Genomic DNA, 16,552 nt, shown 5'->3' on the forward strand with positions numbered 1-16,552 from the left:
CGTCGACACCGTTCCCTGATCTTCAACGGAGAGAACCGCCCCATGCCACACCCCGAGACCGCGCCCTCAGCCGAGCGGCCAGTCAACAGCGCCGAGTCGTCTGCCGTCCGTTCCCGGGCGTCGATCCTGCCGTGGGCCATGAGTGCCGTCATCGTCGCCTGTGTGATTCTCATCGGATATCTGTGGTGGTCGACTCCGACGCTGACGTCGATGAATCAGGCGGACGATCATGAGATCACCTGCCCGGCACTGGGTGCGCCCCTAGGCACGGGCGGGTCCGTGGACGACTACCGGATCGGCAGCGCCGAGCTCGATGATGCCGTCGACCACTATGTCGCCACCATCGGCTCGACACCGGGCAGCGAGGAAACCGTGCTGATCGAGCAGAACGCCCGCGCCGCCATCAGTGAGGGATGCGCCGGAGTCCTGCAGGACCGTCAGACCGGCATCATGGTGACCCTCGGGGCCGCGCTCGGCGCCGGGCTGGTTCTCACCAGGCGGCCCCAGGTGCGTGCATGAGCGGACAGGACCGGACCGCGCGACGAACCCCCCGCCGTCATCTGGGGGACATTGGTGATCTTCTGGGCCGTGATGGCGGTGGTGATCTGGCCGATCGGACCCCAGACGACGCACTCACGTTCCTTCGGATACGACACCATCCGAGCCTGTGATACGCTCCTCCGCTCCCCCGATCGCGTTCTGGTCCTCGATGCTGTGCACCTCACCGGCAGCGTCCGCGACCAGATCAGCCTCGGCTGCGTCACCGCCATCGGCAGCGTGCAGTCTCAACTCAATCTCGCCCTCTCCGTGACTGTGATCGGTACTCTGCTCCTGCTCTTCGCGCTCATCCTGAGGACCCCCGCCGCAGACAAGCTCTCCAAGCCCAGCACGGGGAATCGCACCGGCGCACGCGTTGTGACCGGGCTACTGTTGGTCACGCTGATCGCAGGGTCGGTGACCGCCCTGGTCCACTGAGCCAAGGGCCCGAACCTCACCGTCACCCTCAGCGGATCGGCCCAAGAGGTCTCCGTCGAATGCCAGCCTTTGAGCACCTCGACCCGAAAAATGGGCGAGCTCAGTCAATTCTCCTCGTCACACCCTGGCGCCTATTCTCCAGAAATGTCGGACCTGATTTTCGATTCTGACCTAGAAGAACGCCTCACTCGGCAAGGAGCCCAGGATACCGCCACCGAAGAAATCGCCCACGCCTGCCTGCAGGTGCGCGAAGCCCCGGTCGCGCGGGGTAACATCTCACTGATGATCACGGGGATCATCACGGCCGTGCTGCTGACCCTGCTCACGATGCGGGCGGCCGGTCGGCGGGCCGCGACTACGGTGTGATGCACTCCGAGACCGACGGCGAGGTGCGACCGTCGGCACCACGGACCCACACCTCAATGCAGTTGGACCCCTCGGCCGCCGGGAACCGCACGGTAGTCTGCGACGTCGTCTGATCAATGGTCTCCAGACCGCTGCGCTGCACCTGGTAGCCGTAGGTCGCGCCCGTGATGTCGGGCAGCTGCTCCGGCGCGGTCCAGGTGGCCACGATGGAGCCGTCGGAGGCCTCCAGCACCAGCTGACTCACCCCGGGCACGGACTCCACCATGGGTCCCTGCGCGGAGGGTTCCGGTTCTTCGACTTCGGGGGCCTGGGTCCAGCCGCCGCCGCGCAGCATGGTGGTGACCAGCGCGCCGCCCAGTACCAGGGCGGCCACGATGACGAGACCAATGCCCCACCAGCCGGCCCGCGAGCGGGGCGGCGCCCCCGTGGTCCCGGTGGAGGCAGCCGAGGACTCCGGTGCTGCGTGGGCGCGGGGAGGTCCGGAGTGTTGCAGCGAGTCGTGCTGAGAGAACCCGAACGAATCGTCCGGCGCGGCCGAGGGGACCACGGTGCGATCGTCGTCGTCATCGGGTACTACTGGTGGGGCTATCCGCGCCAGGTCGGCCGGCGTGAGGGTGCGGTCCTCGTCGGGCTCGGCCAGCGGCGCCTGGGACGCGGTGGGTGAGTCAGCGGGGTCAGCGTGCAGGTCCAGGGTGGTGACCGGCAGGTCGAGCTCACGCTGGATCTGCTGCAGTCGGCGGCCGAGATCCGCCGCGGAGGGGCGCTGCAGCGGGTCAGCGGAGATGGCCTGGGCCAGCAGGGTTTCGAGGCTGCGCGGCACCTCGCGGCGCCCGGTGGAGGGCACCGGGTCGCGCAGAATCCGCTCGGTCAGCGCCTCAGAAGAGTTGTCGGCCCCGGGGCGCTCAAACGGCGAGCGCCCGACGAGCCAGGTCCACAGGGTGGCGCCGGCGGAGTACACATCCTGGGCGGCGGAGAGCCGCTGCTCGGCGCGGGTATCGTGGGCCGCGCGGTGGACTTCGGGGGCGGCCCAGGGAACGGAGAACCCGCCGTCGCCGTAGCGCACGGGCATCCCGGCCATCCCGGAGATCCCGAAATCGGAGAGCACGGGCTGACCGAAAGCGGTGCGCAGCACATTGGCGGGCTTCACATCGCGGTGAACGATGCCGACCGCGTGCACGGTGGCCAGCGCCCCGGCGAGGATCACCCCGGTGCGCAGCGCCTCGGACAGCGCCAGCGGGGGCTGGTCGCGGTGCCACAGCGGCCCGGCGCAGTATTCCAGGGCCAGCCAGGGTAGCCCCTGAGCGGTCTCACCGGAGGCGAACAGGGACACCACTCCCGGGTGACTCGACACCTGGGCGAGCACGTTGGCTTCGCGGCGCAACATCGCTTCGGCCCCGCCCCCGGCGTCGGGGCGCAGGGTTTTCACCGCGACGTCGCGCTCCGGATGGTGCTGCCGATACCGGTGCACTTCAGCGCTGCCGCCCCGACCCAGCGGCTGAGTCCAGGTGTACCCGGGAATCTGCGGCCCCGGCTGGGCGCCTGCGGGCGGGCTGGTCCGACTCGTGCGGCTCATCGTCTCTCCTTCCGGCGTCGCACCAGCGAGCGCCAGGACATCCGGCTGCGGTGCCGGGCCAGCCACCCGGCCGGTTGCAGGCCACGGTGGCTGCGCTCGGCCAGTTCCCATGCCTGGCGACTGGGGTCCTCTGCGTCTGTCCCTGAATCAGTGTCGGCATCGGTGCCGGAGAACTCGGCCCGGCCCACGGTGCGGGCCAGTTCGGTGACCGCACCCTCGGTGCCGGTGGCGGCGTCGTCAATGACTCCCGCCGATTCGAGCACGGTGGCCTGGCGCGGCACGGCGATCCCGACGTCGACAGCATAGTCGGTGACCTCGGTCCAGGCGTGGCGCACCCCGAGCCGGCCGGTAGCGTGCCGACGACGACGCCGACGCCACACCTTGTACAGGGGCACGCCAAGCAGCGGCAGCAACAACAACAGCAGGAACCCGGAGATCCCGGCGATCAGCCCCCAGGGCAGCGGTTGCTCGGGTGGCAGCGGGTCCGGGTTCTCCTCGTCGCGCAGATCGGCCGGCAGTTCCGGGGGCTCCTGGGGCGGTTCCGGGGGTTGCAGCACCTGGGGGCGGGGCACCTGCCGAGGCTCGGGGATCTCGGTCTGCGGAGTCTGGTCCCGGGGCGGAGTCGGGTCGAAAGCCACCCAGCCGGCGCCGTCGAACGGGATCTCCACCCACACGTACAGGTCACGACCGTGCAGGGTGATGGTGTCCGCAGTGCTCTCGGCGTCGGGGTCCGGGTAGGCGCCCATCACCACGCGGGCCGGCATCCCCAGGGAGCGGGCGGCCAGGGCCATGGCGGTGGCGTACTGTTCATCATCGCCGATCATCTGCTCGGCGTCGATGAGTCGAGCAATCCGTTCGGCGGCGTGACCAGGGCGGGACGGGTTCTCGGTGGAGTTGGCATAGTAGCCGGTGGAATGGAAGTACTGTTCCAGGGCACGGGCCTGCTCCAACGGTGTGGAGACGGCGGAGGTGATCTCCGCGGCCAGGGCGGGCAGCGAGGAGGGCACCTGCTCCGGTTCAGGCGGCTGGGCCGAGCCCAAGGAGCGCCCGGAGAGCTGACCTTCACTCCACTGCGGTTCGGTCCAGCCCTGCAGGTGATAGTGCGGCTCGGTATCGGTCGCGGCGGTGGTGAGCAGCGACTGCAGGGTGGGGTCGTAGAACAGGGCGGCGGCGGTGGCTTCGTCGTCGAGCGTGATCTGCTCGGGGTGGCCCACACTGGGTAGCCAGCCGTCCACGCGACGCAGCTGTTCCACCTCGACGTCGACGGGTTGGCGGGCCCCGGCGGGCACATCGGAGGGGGCCTCAGGCAGGGTTTCGCCCACCTGGAAGAACCCTTCGCCGTCGGCGGGTTCGGCGATGCCCCACTGAACGCCGTCGTAGTGGTCCATGGTGGCGATGCGTACCCGGGCGTCCTCGGGCAGGCCGGTGACGCGTAGCAGCGGCTCGTCGGCGAGCTGGGCGTTGAGGTGACGGTACTGTTGCAGCGGGGTGGCCCGTTCCTGGACGCTCAGCGGTGGGGCCAGGTAGCTGCGCAGCACGGTGCGCTCCCCGGAGTTCACCAGCACCGAGGCCAGGGGCACGGCGAGCAGCGCGCTGAGGGTGAGCACGAGCGCGGCCGAGGTAAGCGTGCGGGTGCGGGCTCGACGCCGGATTCGCTGTTCGGCTTCGCCGCGGGCGCGGTGCTGCGGGTGGGGGTCGGACTCCGCGCGGTCCCAGGCAGAGCTGAGCGCCCACCAGATGAGCATGGCCACGGTGCCGGCGAGCGCCCACCAGGGTTCGGCGCCGGTGAGCGGCACCGACCAGGCCGCACCCACCAGGTAGAGCGCGACGGGGGCCAGGCTGGCCAGCAGCCAGCGCCCGGAGACCACGGCGAGTCCGCCGAGCACCCCGGTGGCCAGGCCCGTGACGTAGGGCAGCACGGCCGGCCCGAGGAAGGCACCGGCCGGGGGTACCAGGGTGAGTAGGTCCTTCCAGGAGTGCACCACCTGCAGCACCAGCAGCTGCACGGTTTCCACGGAGGGCAGCACCCCGGCCACCGCGGTGTCGGGCAGGGCGGCGACCGCGCCGAAGCCGAGGTAGACGAGCACGGTGACGGCCAGGGTGGACCACCAGCGCCAGGCGAAGGTGCGGGCGGCCACGGCCACCGCCAGGCCCAGTCCGACGCCCCAGCCGGCGGCGCGCAGCCCGGAGCCGTCGCTGAACACGGGCTCGTGGGCAACGATGCCGGGCACCATCAGCACCAGCAGCACCAGGGTGCCCACCGCTTCCCGCAGCCCGAACCGCGGCGTCATCGCACGACCTCGGCGATGCGCAGCAGGTCGCGCAGCTGCCCGGTGCGCACCCCGTGGGCGTGCTCGAGCTGGAACCGGCTCAGCCGGTCGGCCTCGGCGGGCGCCAGGGTCTGCACGAGCAGTCCGGTGGCGGTGACCGGCATGCGCTGGGCGGCACGGCGCAGCTGCTCGGTGTCCACCCCGGCCCCGGTGAACACGGTGACGGCGGAGACCTGGGGCTGTTCGCGCAGGATCCGGTGCACGCTCTCGGCCAGGCTCTCGGGCGGGGTGCTCGCCGATCGGGTGCGGGCACCGTCGTCGTCCTCCACGAATTCCACCTCGGCGGCGGCGTCGAGCAGGGTCCGGGCACTGGCCACCGGCAGCGGGGCCCCGCGGGTCAACCACACGCCCACCTCGCGGTCTTGGTGCACGGCGTCGAGCCCCACCGAGATCGCCATGGACACCGCCAATTCAGCGGCTTCCCGCGCCCCGCGCCGCGACGAGGACCCACGATAAGACTCCCAGCGGGTGTCGAGCAGCACGGCGTGCTGGAAGCGGCGGGTCTCCTCGAATTGGCGCACCATCATCCGCCCGGTGCGCGCGGTGGTGGGCCAGTGGATGTAGCGGCGGTCATCGCCGGGAACGTAGTCGCGCAGGGCGTGGAAGGAGACATCCGAGGGCGAGAGCCGGGGCGCCTGCACCCCCTCGATATCGCGCAGCAACCCGGTGGCGTCGTAGCCGGGCAGCACGGTGGTGGGGTGCACGTAGATCTGCACGGCGTCCGACACCACGGTGGTGCGGGTCATCAGCTGCAGCGGGTCGGCGCGCACAGCGGTGGCCGGGCCCAGGGTCAGCACCTGGCGGCGGTGGGTGGGCAGAGCGATAGAGTGCCGCCAGATCTGCCCGGGGCGCAGGCGCGGCACGGGCACCGCGGCGGTGGACTCCCCCACCGGGATCTGTAGCACCGTGGGCGGGTTCGCTTGCCGGCCGGCGTGCACGGTCACCACGGCGTCGCAGTCGCGCCCCACCACCACGCGGGCGGCGTCGGGTGCGATCTCCACGCGGTAGGACACCGTGCGGAACACCATGACGATCCCGCACAGCCAGCACCCAGCCAGAATCAGCGCCATCAACGCGCCGCCCTCCCAGTGCCAGAGCAGCGCGAGCAGGAGCCCGACGACGAGGCCGGCCAGGCTGAGCGCCCCGGCGGCGGTGGGGAGGAACCGGGCGGAGCGGCCGGTCATTCCTCGCCTCGGCTCGGGGGCACCACCGTATCGAGCGCCTCGCTGATGACCTGGGAGGTGGTGACCCCACTGAACGCAGCATCGGGTTCGAGGGTGATGCGGTGCCCCCACACCGGCTTGGCCAGCGCTTTGACGTCGTCGGGCAGCACATAGGCGCGCCCCTGAGCGGCAGCCCACACCCGGGCGCAGCGCATCATCCCGATCGCCCCGCGCATGGACACCCCGAGCTGGGTGTGGGCGGAGTCGCGGGTGGCTTCGGCGAGCGCGGCCACATAGTCGACGACGGCGCGGTCGGCGTAGGTTTCGGCCACGCGCTGCGACCATTCCAGCACCGTGGGGCCGTCGGTCACCGGGGCCAGGTTCTTGGAGCGGTCCGGGGCGGCCGCCCCCTGCAGCGCCTCGACCACGTGCTCACGGTCGGGGAAGCCCACCGAGGTTTTCATCAGGAACCGGTCCAGCTGGGCCTCGGGCAACCGGTACGTGCCGGCCTGCTCCACCGGGTTCTGGGTGGCGACCACCATGAAGGGTTGCGGGGTGGCGTAGGTGCGCCCGTCCACGGTGACCTGCGATTCCTCCATCACTTCCAACAGTGCCGACTGGGTTTTCGGTGAGGCCCGGTTGATCTCGTCGGCCAGCACAATGGAGGCGAAGATGGGCCCGTGGTGGAAGTCCCAGCCCCGGGTCTCCTGGTCGAAGATGGTCACCCCGGTAATGTCGGAGGGCAGCATGTCGGGGGTGAACTGAATGCGGGATCCCGGGGCGGCCACGGTGGCGGCGATGGCGCGGGCCAGCGCTGTTTTGCCGGTGCCGGGTGCATCCTCCAGCAGCAGGTGCCCGCCGGCGAATAGGCAGGTCAGCGACAACCGGATCACCGAGGTCTTGCCGAGCAGCGCGGTGGAAACATTGTCCACCAGGCCCGCGTAGAGTGCGGCGAACTCCCGTGCTTCTGCTTCGCTCAGTGCCATCTGTTCGTTCCGTTCTGTTGGTGCTGTCTAGTCACAGTAAATCCTCGGGGAGGAACCGTTCAGGGCCCAGTTACGGAACCGGTCGCGGTCGGTCTCATCGGTGAGCCAGCCCGGGGTGTCCTCGCCGACGCCGTCGCGGTCCAGCCGCAGGCGCGTGGACTGCGATTCCGGGTCACCGGTGGGGCCGTCCTCCGGTTCAGCATCATCTCCGCTGTCGCCGTCACCGTTGTCTTCGTCAGGAAGCTCCCAGGGCATCCAGTCGGGACGGTAGGTGCAGGTCACCCGGTCGCCTGCGCGCTCGACGTTCTGGTAGCTGATGGTGATCCGGCGGCAATGGTCGTCGTCGTAGCCGTCATCGCTGCGGCGGCAGGTGTCCAGCCCCAGCAGCAGTTCCGGGGGCACCTGCTCCTCGTAGGTGGTCCAGTTCGAGCAGTTGTCGTCCGCATCGCAGGCGCGCAGCCGAACGTCGATGCGCTCACCCGGCCGGGCCCGGGCGATGAATTTCTGACTGTCCGCCCCGCCGTCTTGTTCGACCACGCCGTGGCGCACATCGGACTCGATCCGGGTGATGGTCCGGCCACGCTCGGATCCGGATCGATCAGCGCGCAGCACAATCTGATCATTGGAGCGCGCGGAGGAGTTCACGGCCAGGGTGCCCGGGGTGGAATACACGCGCTCGGCGGACGTGCCTTGGGAGGTCTCGGACACCGCTTGGGTGCCCTCGGCCACGCCGACGGCGCGCGCCCGCACGGTGGCCCGCTCGCCCACGGTGAAGCCCTTCAGGGTCATGCCCGGGGAGTACTTCACCCAGTTGCCGGAGGCGTTGCGCACCTGCAGCCGGATCTCGGACGAGCGGAAACCACCCCCGCCCCGGGACTCGACCCCGGTGACGGTGACCTCATCGACGTCGGTGGTCTCCACGGTGGGCGACGACGGCGCGGCCGGGGATCCCAGCGGTCTCACCGTGTTCGAGGTGCGGGTTTGGGAGGGCCCATACTCGGTGGTCTGCATCACCTCGGCGGAGACGGGCGTGCCGAGCTCCACGGTGAACTCCACGGATTTCTGCGGGTGCTCGACGGTGCGGGTCTGCCCGTCGGAGAGCCGGATCTGGGCGCCCTGCACCGGCCGGCCATTGCCATCGGCGTACTCCCAGCCCACGTTCACGGTGGCCGAATCCCGTGCCGCGCTGCCCTGCGACAACGAGACCGAGCGTACGGGTGAGGGGCGACCGAAGGGGATGGCCTCGGCGCTGGTTTCGGAGGACACGGACGGCCGCTCCGCATTGTTGAACGCCTGCACGGTGGCCTGGTAGCTCTGCCCGTTGGTGAGCCCGGTGAACCGGGTGGTCATCGCCTCGGAGCCGGCTTGCACGGTCTGCTTGGCACCGCCGGGCTGCAGGGTCACCTCGTAGTGGGTGATGGGGGACCCTTGAGATACCCCGGGGCTCAGGGTCACGTCCACCGCGCGATCATCCGGTTCCAGGCGCGGTGCCGGGGGCTGCTCGGGTTGCACGTCCACGAGGATCTCGGAGGACCAGCCGGAGGGTTCGGAGGCGCCCATCTCGTTCTCGGCGGTGACCTGGAAGCTGTGCCGCTCCCCGTTGGTCAGCCCGTCCACGGTGCATTCGGTTTGGGCGCATTCGGTGACCGCCCCATCGCGAGTGCGCACCTGGAACCCGGTGATCGGTGCCCCGTTGTTCGCCCCGGCTTCGAAGCGCACGAGCGCGGTGCCCGGGCCGATCGCCTCGGCGGACACGGAGGTGGGCGGTTCGGGCTTGTCGCGCACGGTGAGGCGGATGGTGCCGATGACCTGCCGGTCCGGATCGGCGGTGGCGTCTTCGAGCACGTAGGTCACGGTCATGGTGCCCAAGAACGACGGCGACGGCGTCACCGAGATGCTCCCGCCCTGCACGTCCACGGTGCCGGAACCGGCGGTGACCTGCGGGGATCCCACCACGCGCAGCTCTTCTCCGGGGAACGGGTTGATGGTGTAGTCGGAGACGTCGATCGTCTCGGTCTCACCCGGCATGCCGCGCGGGATCAGCGCATCGGAGACCTGGATGAGCGGACGGTTCGAGGAGGCTACGTGTACCGGGATGGCGCCGTCGACCGCTCCGTGGCCGTCGTCGACGCTGACCTCGATCGACCCGGCCGGGCCGTTGGCCTGCGGGGAGTCCAGTCCCACCGACATCACGCAGCCGGACAGGGAGGCGGTGATGTTGTCGGGCACGGTGCCGAGCCGGTAGTCGAAAGTCTCCGGGTCGGTGCCATCGGGGTCGGTGACCATCTGGCACACGTTGACCTGCACGGGGTCTTCGGCAGCGGCCACGGTGACGGGCGAGGCCCGGAACTCCGGGGGCGAGTTCTGCTCGTCCAGCACCTGAACCGGCAGGGAGAGCCGGGCGCGCAGGCTGCCCCGATCAGCAGAGCCCTCGCCGGTACTGGCCTCGCCGTCGATGACGTCGAAGGTGATGCCGGAGGCCCCCTGGAAGTCTTCGTCGGCGGTGACCACCAGCTCGGTGTCGCCGTCGTCGGCTTCGGCCACGCTCAGCCCCGGGGAAGTGCGGATGTTGTGGGAGTCGATCAGCCGTGCGGTGCGGCCGTCGCGCACGGAGACGTGGTCGGCCAGCTCCAGGGTGCGTTGTTCGCCGGCGCGGATCTGCACCCCGCCGGGCACCAGCTGCGGCCGCTCCACCTCGGAGCCGGGCACGGTGACCACCGCGTAGCCCTCGAGCCCGTCCTGATCGCGCACCCCGTACACCACCAGCCGGCGTTGCTCGGTCACCGGGATGATCAGCTGCTGGCCCTCCACGGTGACATCATCAGCGTCATCGACGCCGCCGTCGTCCACGGTGAACACCTCGAGGTCATCGCGGTCGCCGTCGGGGTCGACGTCGTTGTCCACCACGGGCACCGAGACCGCTTCCACCTCGGCAATGTCTTCCTGGGTGACCATGTCGTCCTGAGCGCGCGGGGCTCGCAACGGGGCGTCCTCATCCACGTTCACGGTGAGCGTGCCCTGGGAGGTGCCGCCGCGGTTGTCGGTGACCCGGTACCCGGCGGTGATCGAATCGTTCTGTTCGGGGGCAGAGACGACGACGAGGTCGTTGCGCAAGCTCACCCGCTCGGCGTGGCGCTCGGAGACGGTCAGCCCGTCCTCCACCAGGGCCAGGGCGTCTCCGTCGGGGTCGGAGTCGTTGGCGAGCACGTCCACGGAGACGGTGCGGCCAGGGCGGATCATCACGGTGTCGTTGACGGTGTTGGGCGCCTGGTTGGATTCCGAGGGCTGGGCCACTCCCACCCGGGCACGGCCCAAGGATTGCTTGCCCAGCCGGTCTTCCACAATGAAGGTGAAGGTGTCGGTGCCGGAGGCGCTGGCCGCCGGGGTGTAGTTCAGCGACTGGTTGCCGATCTCCACCAGCCCCATGGACGGCGGCTCCTGAATGCCCACCAGGGTCACGGAGTCGCCGTCGGGATCGGAACCGTCCAGGGCCACCGGGATGCGAGTCTGCTGCCCGGCCACCGACCAGGCCACCACGTCCTGCGGGCTCGGCGCCGTGTTGGTGCCGTCGTCGGGCTCGGTCACCTCAATGGTCACCGTGGAGGAGGCAAAGTTTCTGGCCTCATCGCGCACCGTGTAGGTGAGACGGTAGAGCCCGGGCTCCTGCCCCGCCCGGAAGCGCACCGTCTCCCCTGAGACGAAGGCGAACCCGGCTGACTCCGGGATGTCGTGTTCGAGGTGCTCATCGACCTGCAGGGGCAACCCGTTCACGGAGCGGTCATTCTCCAGCACGGCCACGGAGCCGACGTCGCCGGCGCGCACCTTCAGTCGGTCCTCTTCGGGCTGCGGGGGCGCCGAGGCATCCTCCTGGGGCACCGGCACCACCAGCACATCAGCGGTCGCTTCATTGCTTCCGTTCGACACCGTGTAACTGAGCCGGGTGGGCTCGCTCAGTCCTTGGGGTGCCCGGATCCGCAACAGGTGGTGGTCTTCCAGGGTGACCTGCAACGGTGAGCCGTCGGGCACCTGGACGCTCTGCACCACCAGCACCCCGCCACCAGGGTCGGAGTCGTTGTTCAGCACCGCGGCCAGGGTCTGCCCGCCCTCGGGCAGCAGCGCCAGATCGTCTTGGGCCACCGGTTCGGAGTCCTCATTGCGGCCGATCACGTCCACCCGGATCACCCCGGTGGCGGTGTCGGGGCCGTCCGAGACCGTGTACCCCAGGTAATAGGGGCCGGTGGAGGATGCGGTGAACTCGACGGTGCCGGTGTCCAGGTTCGTGGTGACGTCGGTGCCCGGCGGGGCGGGCTCGACGGCGGCCAGGCGCAGCGGATCACCATTGGCGTCGGTGTCGTTGTCCAGCGGGGAAATCGTCACGGATTCGCCCTGCCGGGCCACCACGTGGTCGCCGTTGGCCACCGGGGCGATGTTGCCCACCGGACGCACATCCAGGTTGACCACACCTTCGGCGGATTTCTCGCCGTCGGAGACCACCACGGTGATCCGCTTGACGCCGGGGTCAGAGCCGAGGTCGTTGATCTGCAGGGTGCCCTCCTGCCGGAACTGCACCTGCACCCCCTCGGGCGCTTGCACGTCCTCCAGAAAGAACAGGTCCCCATCGGGGTCTACCCAGTCGGGGAACACGTTGTACTCGGTGCTGGCCCCGGTTTCCACCACCACGGTGGGCACCCGGCGTTGCTCCGGGGCACCGTTGACATCCCAGCCATGTACGTCGATCTGTACCTCGGCGGTGTCTGTGCCGCCGCGCCCGTCCGCGGCCTGATAGGTGAAACTGGAGGAACCGGAGGCACCGTCGGGGACGTCGTACTGCAGGGCCGCCCCGCCGCGCACCGGGCTGATCGCGGCCGGCCCGTCAATCACGGAGGCGGTAAGCAGGTCCCCGTCCGGGTCGGAGTCGTTCATCAGCACCGGCAGCTGCGTGGACTGCCCCGGACGTACCCCGAACTGGTCAGGTTCGGCGATCGGCGGCTGGTTGTCGCCCTCCCGGTCGGGTTCCGCGATCTCCTGGGACAGCTGGGGGGAGTCCTCCTCTTCCGTCTCGACGTCGAGCTCGGATTCGATCTCGTCCCATTCGGCCACCAGCACCATGTCCTCGTCGGGCAGCCACACGGAACCGTTGCCGGTGTCGTTGAGCACGATGACGTCGCGGTTGACCCGGAACACCGGGGTCTCGGCGTCGGCCAGGGTGTCCACGGTGGTCTCGGTGGAACGGTCCTCGTCCACGCACCAGCGGGAGAACGCCCCGGACCCGGACCAGGCCCCATAGGCGCAGCCGCCCAGCACCGCGGGCGCGGCAGGGGTGCCGGAGGACTGCCCCTCGCCGCCGCGTTCCTGAATGTCTCCCGAGCGCAGGTCCACTTGGTACAACCGCCAGGCGTCGGCCAGCACCACCGAGTCCGCCTCGGGACCGGGCTGCTGTAGCACCACGTCGTCGGCGGGCAGCAGCACCTCGTCGCCGTTCGGCAGGATCAGCATGCCGCGTCCGTGATCGGCGATCACCAGGTTGTCCCCCACCGTGGTGAGGCTGATCTGAGAGGAGAGCTCACCCACCTCCTGAACGTCGACGGTGTAGCCGGTGCCCTCGCGCTGAATGGCGGCGACTTCTTTCGTGCGCGGGGAGACGGCATAGCCCAGCCCCTCGGTGCTCACCACAGCCTGGGCGTCGGGCAGCGTGGGCTCCAGCGCGGTGTCTTCGGTCAGCGAGGTGCGGGTGGCGGTGGCGACGTCGGAGGCCCACACCCGGCCCGCCTCGGCGTCGACCATCAGCGCCTGGTCCCCGCCCTGGACGATCTGCAGATCGGTGTCGGCGGTGGTGGCGGAGGTCAGCGCGGCCATCGCCACATCCACGGTGGCCATCGCCCCGGAGGCGGAGTCGGTGTAGAGGATGTCGCGCTCGTGCTGCTGAATGTCAAAGTTGGAGGAGGAGACGCTCAGGGCCGAATCGAGCATCTGGGCCGGATAGTTCAGGTGCCCCACGAGCCCCTGCTCGGTGTTGGTCACCCAGACCCCGCCCTCGTTGAGGTCCATACGGGTTTCGGGTACACCGGGGTGCAACACGGCCAGGGTGCCCACGATCAGGGCCACCACGAGGGTGGCGGCAACGCCAGCGCGACGGCGGATTAGTCGGCCGAGCCCTCCGGCGAAGCGTTGGGTTCCACGGCCCACAGCGCGCGCGGCATCACGGAACCGGGCACCGCCGGGTCTGCCTGCCATCGGCGCTCCCCTCGATCAGATCTCCTGGGATTATACAGATCCCGGCCGACCTGGGGGTTAATCCGTCAGGGAGAAGGAGACCGGCTCGGAGCTGATCGCCCCCATAGCCACCGTGATCCGATAGGTTCCCGCGCCCAGCTCGTTCTCGGAGCGTTCGCAGCCGGGCTGGGTGCGGACCTTGTCCCATTCAAAGCGGGAGGTCTCGGTCTGCCCCGGTTCCAGGGTCATCATCTGGTCGCTGCCGTCCACCTGGCAGTCGGTGGTGGCGAAAATCCGGTCCGAGCCGGAGGTCACCGTGAACACCTGCTGGTTGGTGCCGACGTTCGTATCGCACGCCTCGTCGCCGTCGTTGGTGATACTCAGCTCGAAGATGGGGTTTTCGTCGGGACCGTACTCTTGAGCGTCGGCTGAGGCCACCACCGTGAGCTGGTCTTCGATGCAGGTGCCCTCCAGGTCCTCCGCCTCCGCGCTGCCGGAGTCCGAGGGCGCGGCGGAGGCGCTACCAGCGTCACCTGTCTCCGAGGGTGCGGCGCTCTCGGCGCTGGCACTTGGTGAGGCGGTGGGCTCCGGTTCCTCGCTGGCGTTACCGGCTCCACGCACCAGCGCCACCACCCAGAACACCAGGGCCACCACGAGAGCGAGCAGCACCAGCGCGGCCACACCCACCACCAGTCGACGGCGGCGGTACACCTCGGGCGGAAGCGGTCTGTGTGTGCTCATGCCTCTAGCTTAACTACAGTGGAGTCCATGCCGCAGACCCCCACCCCCACCGCCGTGGCGGATGCCCACACCCGCATCATCGGCTGGTTCGACGCGCACGCCCGAGACCTGCCGTGGCGCCGCGATGAGTGCACGCCCTGGGGCGTGATGGTCTCCGAGTTCATGCTGCAGCAGACTCCGGTGGCCCGGGTGTTGCCGGTGTGGACCGAGTGGATGCGGCGCTGGCCCACCCCGGCTGACCTCGCCGCGGAACCGTCCTCGGAGATTCTGCGCGCCTGGGGCCGGTTGGGCTATCCGCGCCGGGCCCTGCGCCTGCATGCCGCCGCCCAGACCATCGTGGCCGAACACGACGGCGAGGTGCCGAACACTGCCGCCGAGCTGAAGGCGCTGCCGGGGGTGGGTGAGTACACCTCCGCTGCTATCGCTTGCTTTGCGTTCGAGCAGCCCGAGGTCGTCGTCGATACGAATATTCGGCGGGTGCATGCCCGCGCGTTTTCTGGTCGGGCGCTGCCGGAAAAATCGCTCACTCGCGCCGAAATGTCTCTGGCTACCGAGCTGATGCCGGCCGATCCGGAGCAGGCGTGCCAGTGGAATGCGGCCACCATGGAGCTCGGCGCCCTCGTCTGCACCGCGCGGTCTCCGCAGTGTCGCCTCTGCCCGGTGTCTGCCGCCTGCGCCTGGCTCGCTGCGGGGTCTCCGGAAGCGCACTATCAGCCGAAGGGCCAGTCGTGGGCGGGCACCGACCGTCAGCTGCGCGGGGCGATCATGGCGCTGCTGCGCTCCCACGACGGCGGCACCGCACTCACGGCGATCCGTCAGCGCGTCGAGGAATCGTTGAGTCCAGACGACGCGCAGTTCGACCGCTGCGTCAGCTCACTGGTGGCTGACGGGCTCGCCGAGCGCACCGGCGACGAGCTCTCGCTGCCGCACAGTTAACGACCACGCTGCCCCGGCCAACGTCCGGGGCAGCGTGCAAGGGAGAGAATCCCGTAGAAACTAGTCCTTCTTGAAGGCGTCGTTGACCTTGCCCAGTGCCTCGTTCGCCTTGTCCTGAACGTTGTCTTTGAGGTCCTCGAACGTGTTCTTCAGGCTGCCCTTGGCCTCGTCGGCCTTGCCCTCGTTCTTCAGGCTGTCGTTGTCGGTGGCTTCGCCGAAGGCCTGCTTGGCCTTGCCTTTGGCTTCTTCGGCAGAGTTGGAGAAACGGTCTCCGGTGCTCATGTGCAGTCCTCTCGGTATCACGGTTAGTGGGTGTCTCTCACGCTAGCGGTCGCCCCGAGACGCACCCTAGAGTTGAGACGCGGCGGACTCTTGACCTTTCGCCGCACGCCGGGCGGCCAGGTCAATGATCATCCGAGTGTTGCCCAGCGTATTGGGTTTCACCCGGGCCAGGTCGAGGAATTCGGCCACACCCTCATCAGAGGAGCGCAGCAGTTCGGAGTACACCTCGGGGTCGACGGCATCTTGGTTGGCCATCACCGAGAACCCGTGACGGGTGAAGAATGCGGTTTCGAACGTCAGGCAGAACACCCGGGTCACTCCGAGGCGCTCGGCCCGGTCCAGCAGTTCCTCGAGCAGCAGCGAGCCCACCCCGCGCCCGCGGTGCGAGTCCGCTGTGGCCAGGGTGCGCACCTCGGCGATGTCTTCCCACATCACGTGCAGGGCACCGAACCCGGCGGTTTCCCCGGTGTCGGTGTCTTCGGCGATCAGAAATTCCTGGATCGACTCGTAGTAGGCCACCGCTTCCTTCTGGAGCAGTACGCGCTCTTGCGCCAGGGGGGCGACGACGTCGCGTATGTCGGCAACATCTTGGGTGCGTGCGGGGCGCAACTGAACGGGCACGGTGGCTTCTTTCTTGTCGTTAACGAGAAGCCCGCCGGAGTCTCCCCCGGCGGGCTTCGGTGTGTCAGCTCCGAGTCAGGCTCGGAGGGTGATCACTTGTTGTCGTTGTCGCCGCCCAGGAACTTCTCCTGAGCGCCGTCCACGGCGTTGTTGACCTTGTCGGCGTTGCCGCCCAGCTTATCGGAGTGCTGCTCCTGCGCGTTGTCGACAGCGTCGTTGATCTTGTCGCCGTGCTCGTTCTTCAGATCGTTCAGCTTATCTCCCAGGCCCATAGCGGCCTCCTTTCGGTCGGTTACAGCTTCCTCCGTCATCGTAAAACGGGACGGGGCGAGGCTGTCCACCGCTGATCGTCGGTCGCCGCGGGTT

General features: G+C 69.3%; 13 protein-coding genes. 4 read left to right on the forward strand and 9 right to left on the reverse strand.

Features of this window, described 5'->3' with window-relative positions; translation table 11 throughout:
* Window positions 1–42 precede the first annotated feature (42 nt).
* The 3 genes from O1A05_RS03080 (at window position 43) to O1A05_RS03090 (ending at window position 1,341) form a co-directional block, all read left to right on the forward strand.
* On the forward strand, window positions 43–519 hold the full coding sequence (locus tag O1A05_RS03080) for a hypothetical protein (protein ID WP_270106613.1): 477 nt from the start codon (window positions 43–45) through the stop codon (window positions 517–519).
* 54 nt (window positions 520–573) lie between these two features.
* Window positions 574–975: a hypothetical protein gene (locus O1A05_RS03085; protein ID WP_270106614.1), complete on the forward strand. Its 402-nt coding sequence runs from the start codon at window positions 574–576 to the stop codon at window positions 973–975.
* A 144-nt stretch (window positions 976–1,119) separates the two neighbouring features.
* The gene (locus O1A05_RS03090) at window positions 1,120–1,341 is read left to right on the forward strand and encodes a hypothetical protein (RefSeq protein ID WP_270106615.1); all 222 of its coding nucleotides are present in this window, start codon (window positions 1,120–1,122) and stop codon (window positions 1,339–1,341) included.
* Here O1A05_RS03090 and O1A05_RS03095 read toward each other — a convergent pair.
* The 6 genes from O1A05_RS03095 to O1A05_RS03120 are packed head-to-tail and all read right to left on the reverse strand — an operon-like array spanning window position 1,331 to window position 14,347.
* A complete protein-coding gene (locus O1A05_RS03095) occupies window positions 1,331–2,914 on the reverse strand; it encodes a serine/threonine-protein kinase (protein ID WP_270106616.1) in 1,584 nt (527 codons plus the stop codon). The genes O1A05_RS03090 and O1A05_RS03095 overlap by 11 nt on opposite strands.
* The gene (locus O1A05_RS03100; protein WP_270106617.1) at window positions 2,911–5,205 is read right to left on the reverse strand and encodes a transglutaminase family protein; all 2,295 of its coding nucleotides are present in this window, start codon (window positions 5,203–5,205) and stop codon (window positions 2,911–2,913) included. The genes O1A05_RS03095 and O1A05_RS03100 overlap by 4 nt, the downstream gene beginning before the upstream one ends.
* Window positions 5,202–6,428, reverse strand: a complete 1,227-nt coding sequence (locus O1A05_RS03105) for a DUF58 domain-containing protein (protein ID WP_270106618.1) — start codon at window positions 6,426–6,428, stop codon at window positions 5,202–5,204. The genes O1A05_RS03100 and O1A05_RS03105 overlap by 4 nt, the downstream gene beginning before the upstream one ends.
* Entirely contained in the window at window positions 6,425–7,393 is a 969-nt protein-coding gene (locus O1A05_RS03110) for an AAA family ATPase (RefSeq protein WP_270106619.1), read from the reverse strand. Before O1A05_RS03110 ends, O1A05_RS03105 begins: the two co-directional genes overlap by 4 nt.
* A gap of 27 nt (window positions 7,394–7,420) precedes the next feature.
* Window positions 7,421–13,627 (reverse strand): Ig-like domain-containing protein, encoded by a 6,207-nt coding sequence (locus O1A05_RS03115; protein WP_270106620.1) that lies wholly within the window; start codon window positions 13,625–13,627, stop codon window positions 7,421–7,423.
* Between the two features lie 57 nt (window positions 13,628–13,684).
* Window positions 13,685–14,347, reverse strand: coding sequence for a hypothetical protein (locus O1A05_RS03120; protein WP_270106621.1), 663 nt, complete (start codon window positions 14,345–14,347; stop codon window positions 13,685–13,687).
* A gap of 27 nt (window positions 14,348–14,374) precedes the next feature.
* Here O1A05_RS03120 and O1A05_RS03125 point away from each other — a divergent pair, with 27 nt between their 5' ends.
* Window positions 14,375–15,283, forward strand: coding sequence for an A/G-specific adenine glycosylase (locus O1A05_RS03125; RefSeq protein WP_270106622.1), 909 nt, complete (start codon window positions 14,375–14,377; stop codon window positions 15,281–15,283).
* A gap of 60 nt (window positions 15,284–15,343) precedes the next feature.
* Here O1A05_RS03125 and O1A05_RS03130 read toward each other — a convergent pair whose 3' ends face one another.
* The 3 genes from O1A05_RS03130 to O1A05_RS03140 all read right to left on the reverse strand — a co-directional run bounded on the left by O1A05_RS03130 (window position 15,344) and on the right by O1A05_RS03140 (window position 16,458).
* On the reverse strand, window positions 15,344–15,565 hold the full coding sequence (locus O1A05_RS03130; protein ID WP_270106623.1) for a CsbD family protein: 222 nt from the start codon (window positions 15,563–15,565) through the stop codon (window positions 15,344–15,346).
* Window positions 15,566–15,631: 66 nt separating this feature from the next.
* Complete coding sequence (locus O1A05_RS03135) at window positions 15,632–16,186, reverse strand: amino-acid N-acetyltransferase (protein WP_270106624.1); 555 nt, start codon at window positions 16,184–16,186, stop codon at window positions 15,632–15,634.
* A gap of 92 nt (window positions 16,187–16,278) precedes the next feature.
* Window positions 16,279–16,458 (reverse strand): Rv0909 family putative TA system antitoxin, encoded by a 180-nt coding sequence (locus tag O1A05_RS03140; RefSeq protein WP_270106625.1) that lies wholly within the window; start codon window positions 16,456–16,458, stop codon window positions 16,279–16,281.
* Between the last annotated feature and the right edge of the window lie 94 nt (window positions 16,459–16,552).

Source organism: Citricoccus sp. NR2 (assembly GCF_027594385.1).
In the GTDB taxonomy this organism is placed as follows: domain Bacteria; phylum Actinomycetota; class Actinomycetes; order Actinomycetales; family Micrococcaceae; genus CmP2.

Excerpts from the sequence above, each read along its gene's own strand:
- O1A05_RS03080 (WP_270106613.1), top strand. The coding sequence starts at position 43 with ATGCCACACCCCGAGACCGCGCCCTCAGCCGAGCGGCCAGTCAACAGC.
- O1A05_RS03090 (WP_270106615.1), top strand. The coding sequence starts at position 1,120 with ATGTCGGACCTGATTTTCGATTCTGACCTAGAAGAACGCCTCACTCGG.
- O1A05_RS03095 (WP_270106616.1), bottom strand. The coding sequence starts at position 2,914 with ATGAGCCGCACGAGTCGGACCAGCCCGCCCGCAGGCGCCCAGCCGGGG.
- O1A05_RS03100 (WP_270106617.1), bottom strand. The coding sequence starts at position 5,205 with ATGACGCCGCGGTTCGGGCTGCGGGAAGCGGTGGGCACCCTGGTGCTG.
- O1A05_RS03105 (WP_270106618.1), bottom strand. The coding sequence starts at position 6,428 with ATGACCGGCCGCTCCGCCCGGTTCCTCCCCACCGCCGCCGGGGCGCTC.
- O1A05_RS03110 (WP_270106619.1), bottom strand. The coding sequence starts at position 7,393 with ATGGCACTGAGCGAAGCAGAAGCACGGGAGTTCGCCGCACTCTACGCG.
- O1A05_RS03115 (WP_270106620.1), bottom strand. The coding sequence starts at position 13,627 with ATGGCAGGCAGACCCGGCGGTGCCCGGTTCCGTGATGCCGCGCGCGCT.
- O1A05_RS03120 (WP_270106621.1), bottom strand. The coding sequence starts at position 14,347 with ATGAGCACACACAGACCGCTTCCGCCCGAGGTGTACCGCCGCCGTCGA.
- O1A05_RS03125 (WP_270106622.1), top strand. The coding sequence starts at position 14,375 with ATGCCGCAGACCCCCACCCCCACCGCCGTGGCGGATGCCCACACCCGC.
- O1A05_RS03130 (WP_270106623.1), bottom strand. The coding sequence starts at position 15,565 with ATGAGCACCGGAGACCGTTTCTCCAACTCTGCCGAAGAAGCCAAAGGC.
- O1A05_RS03140 (WP_270106625.1), bottom strand. The coding sequence starts at position 16,458 with ATGGGCCTGGGAGATAAGCTGAACGATCTGAAGAACGAGCACGGCGAC.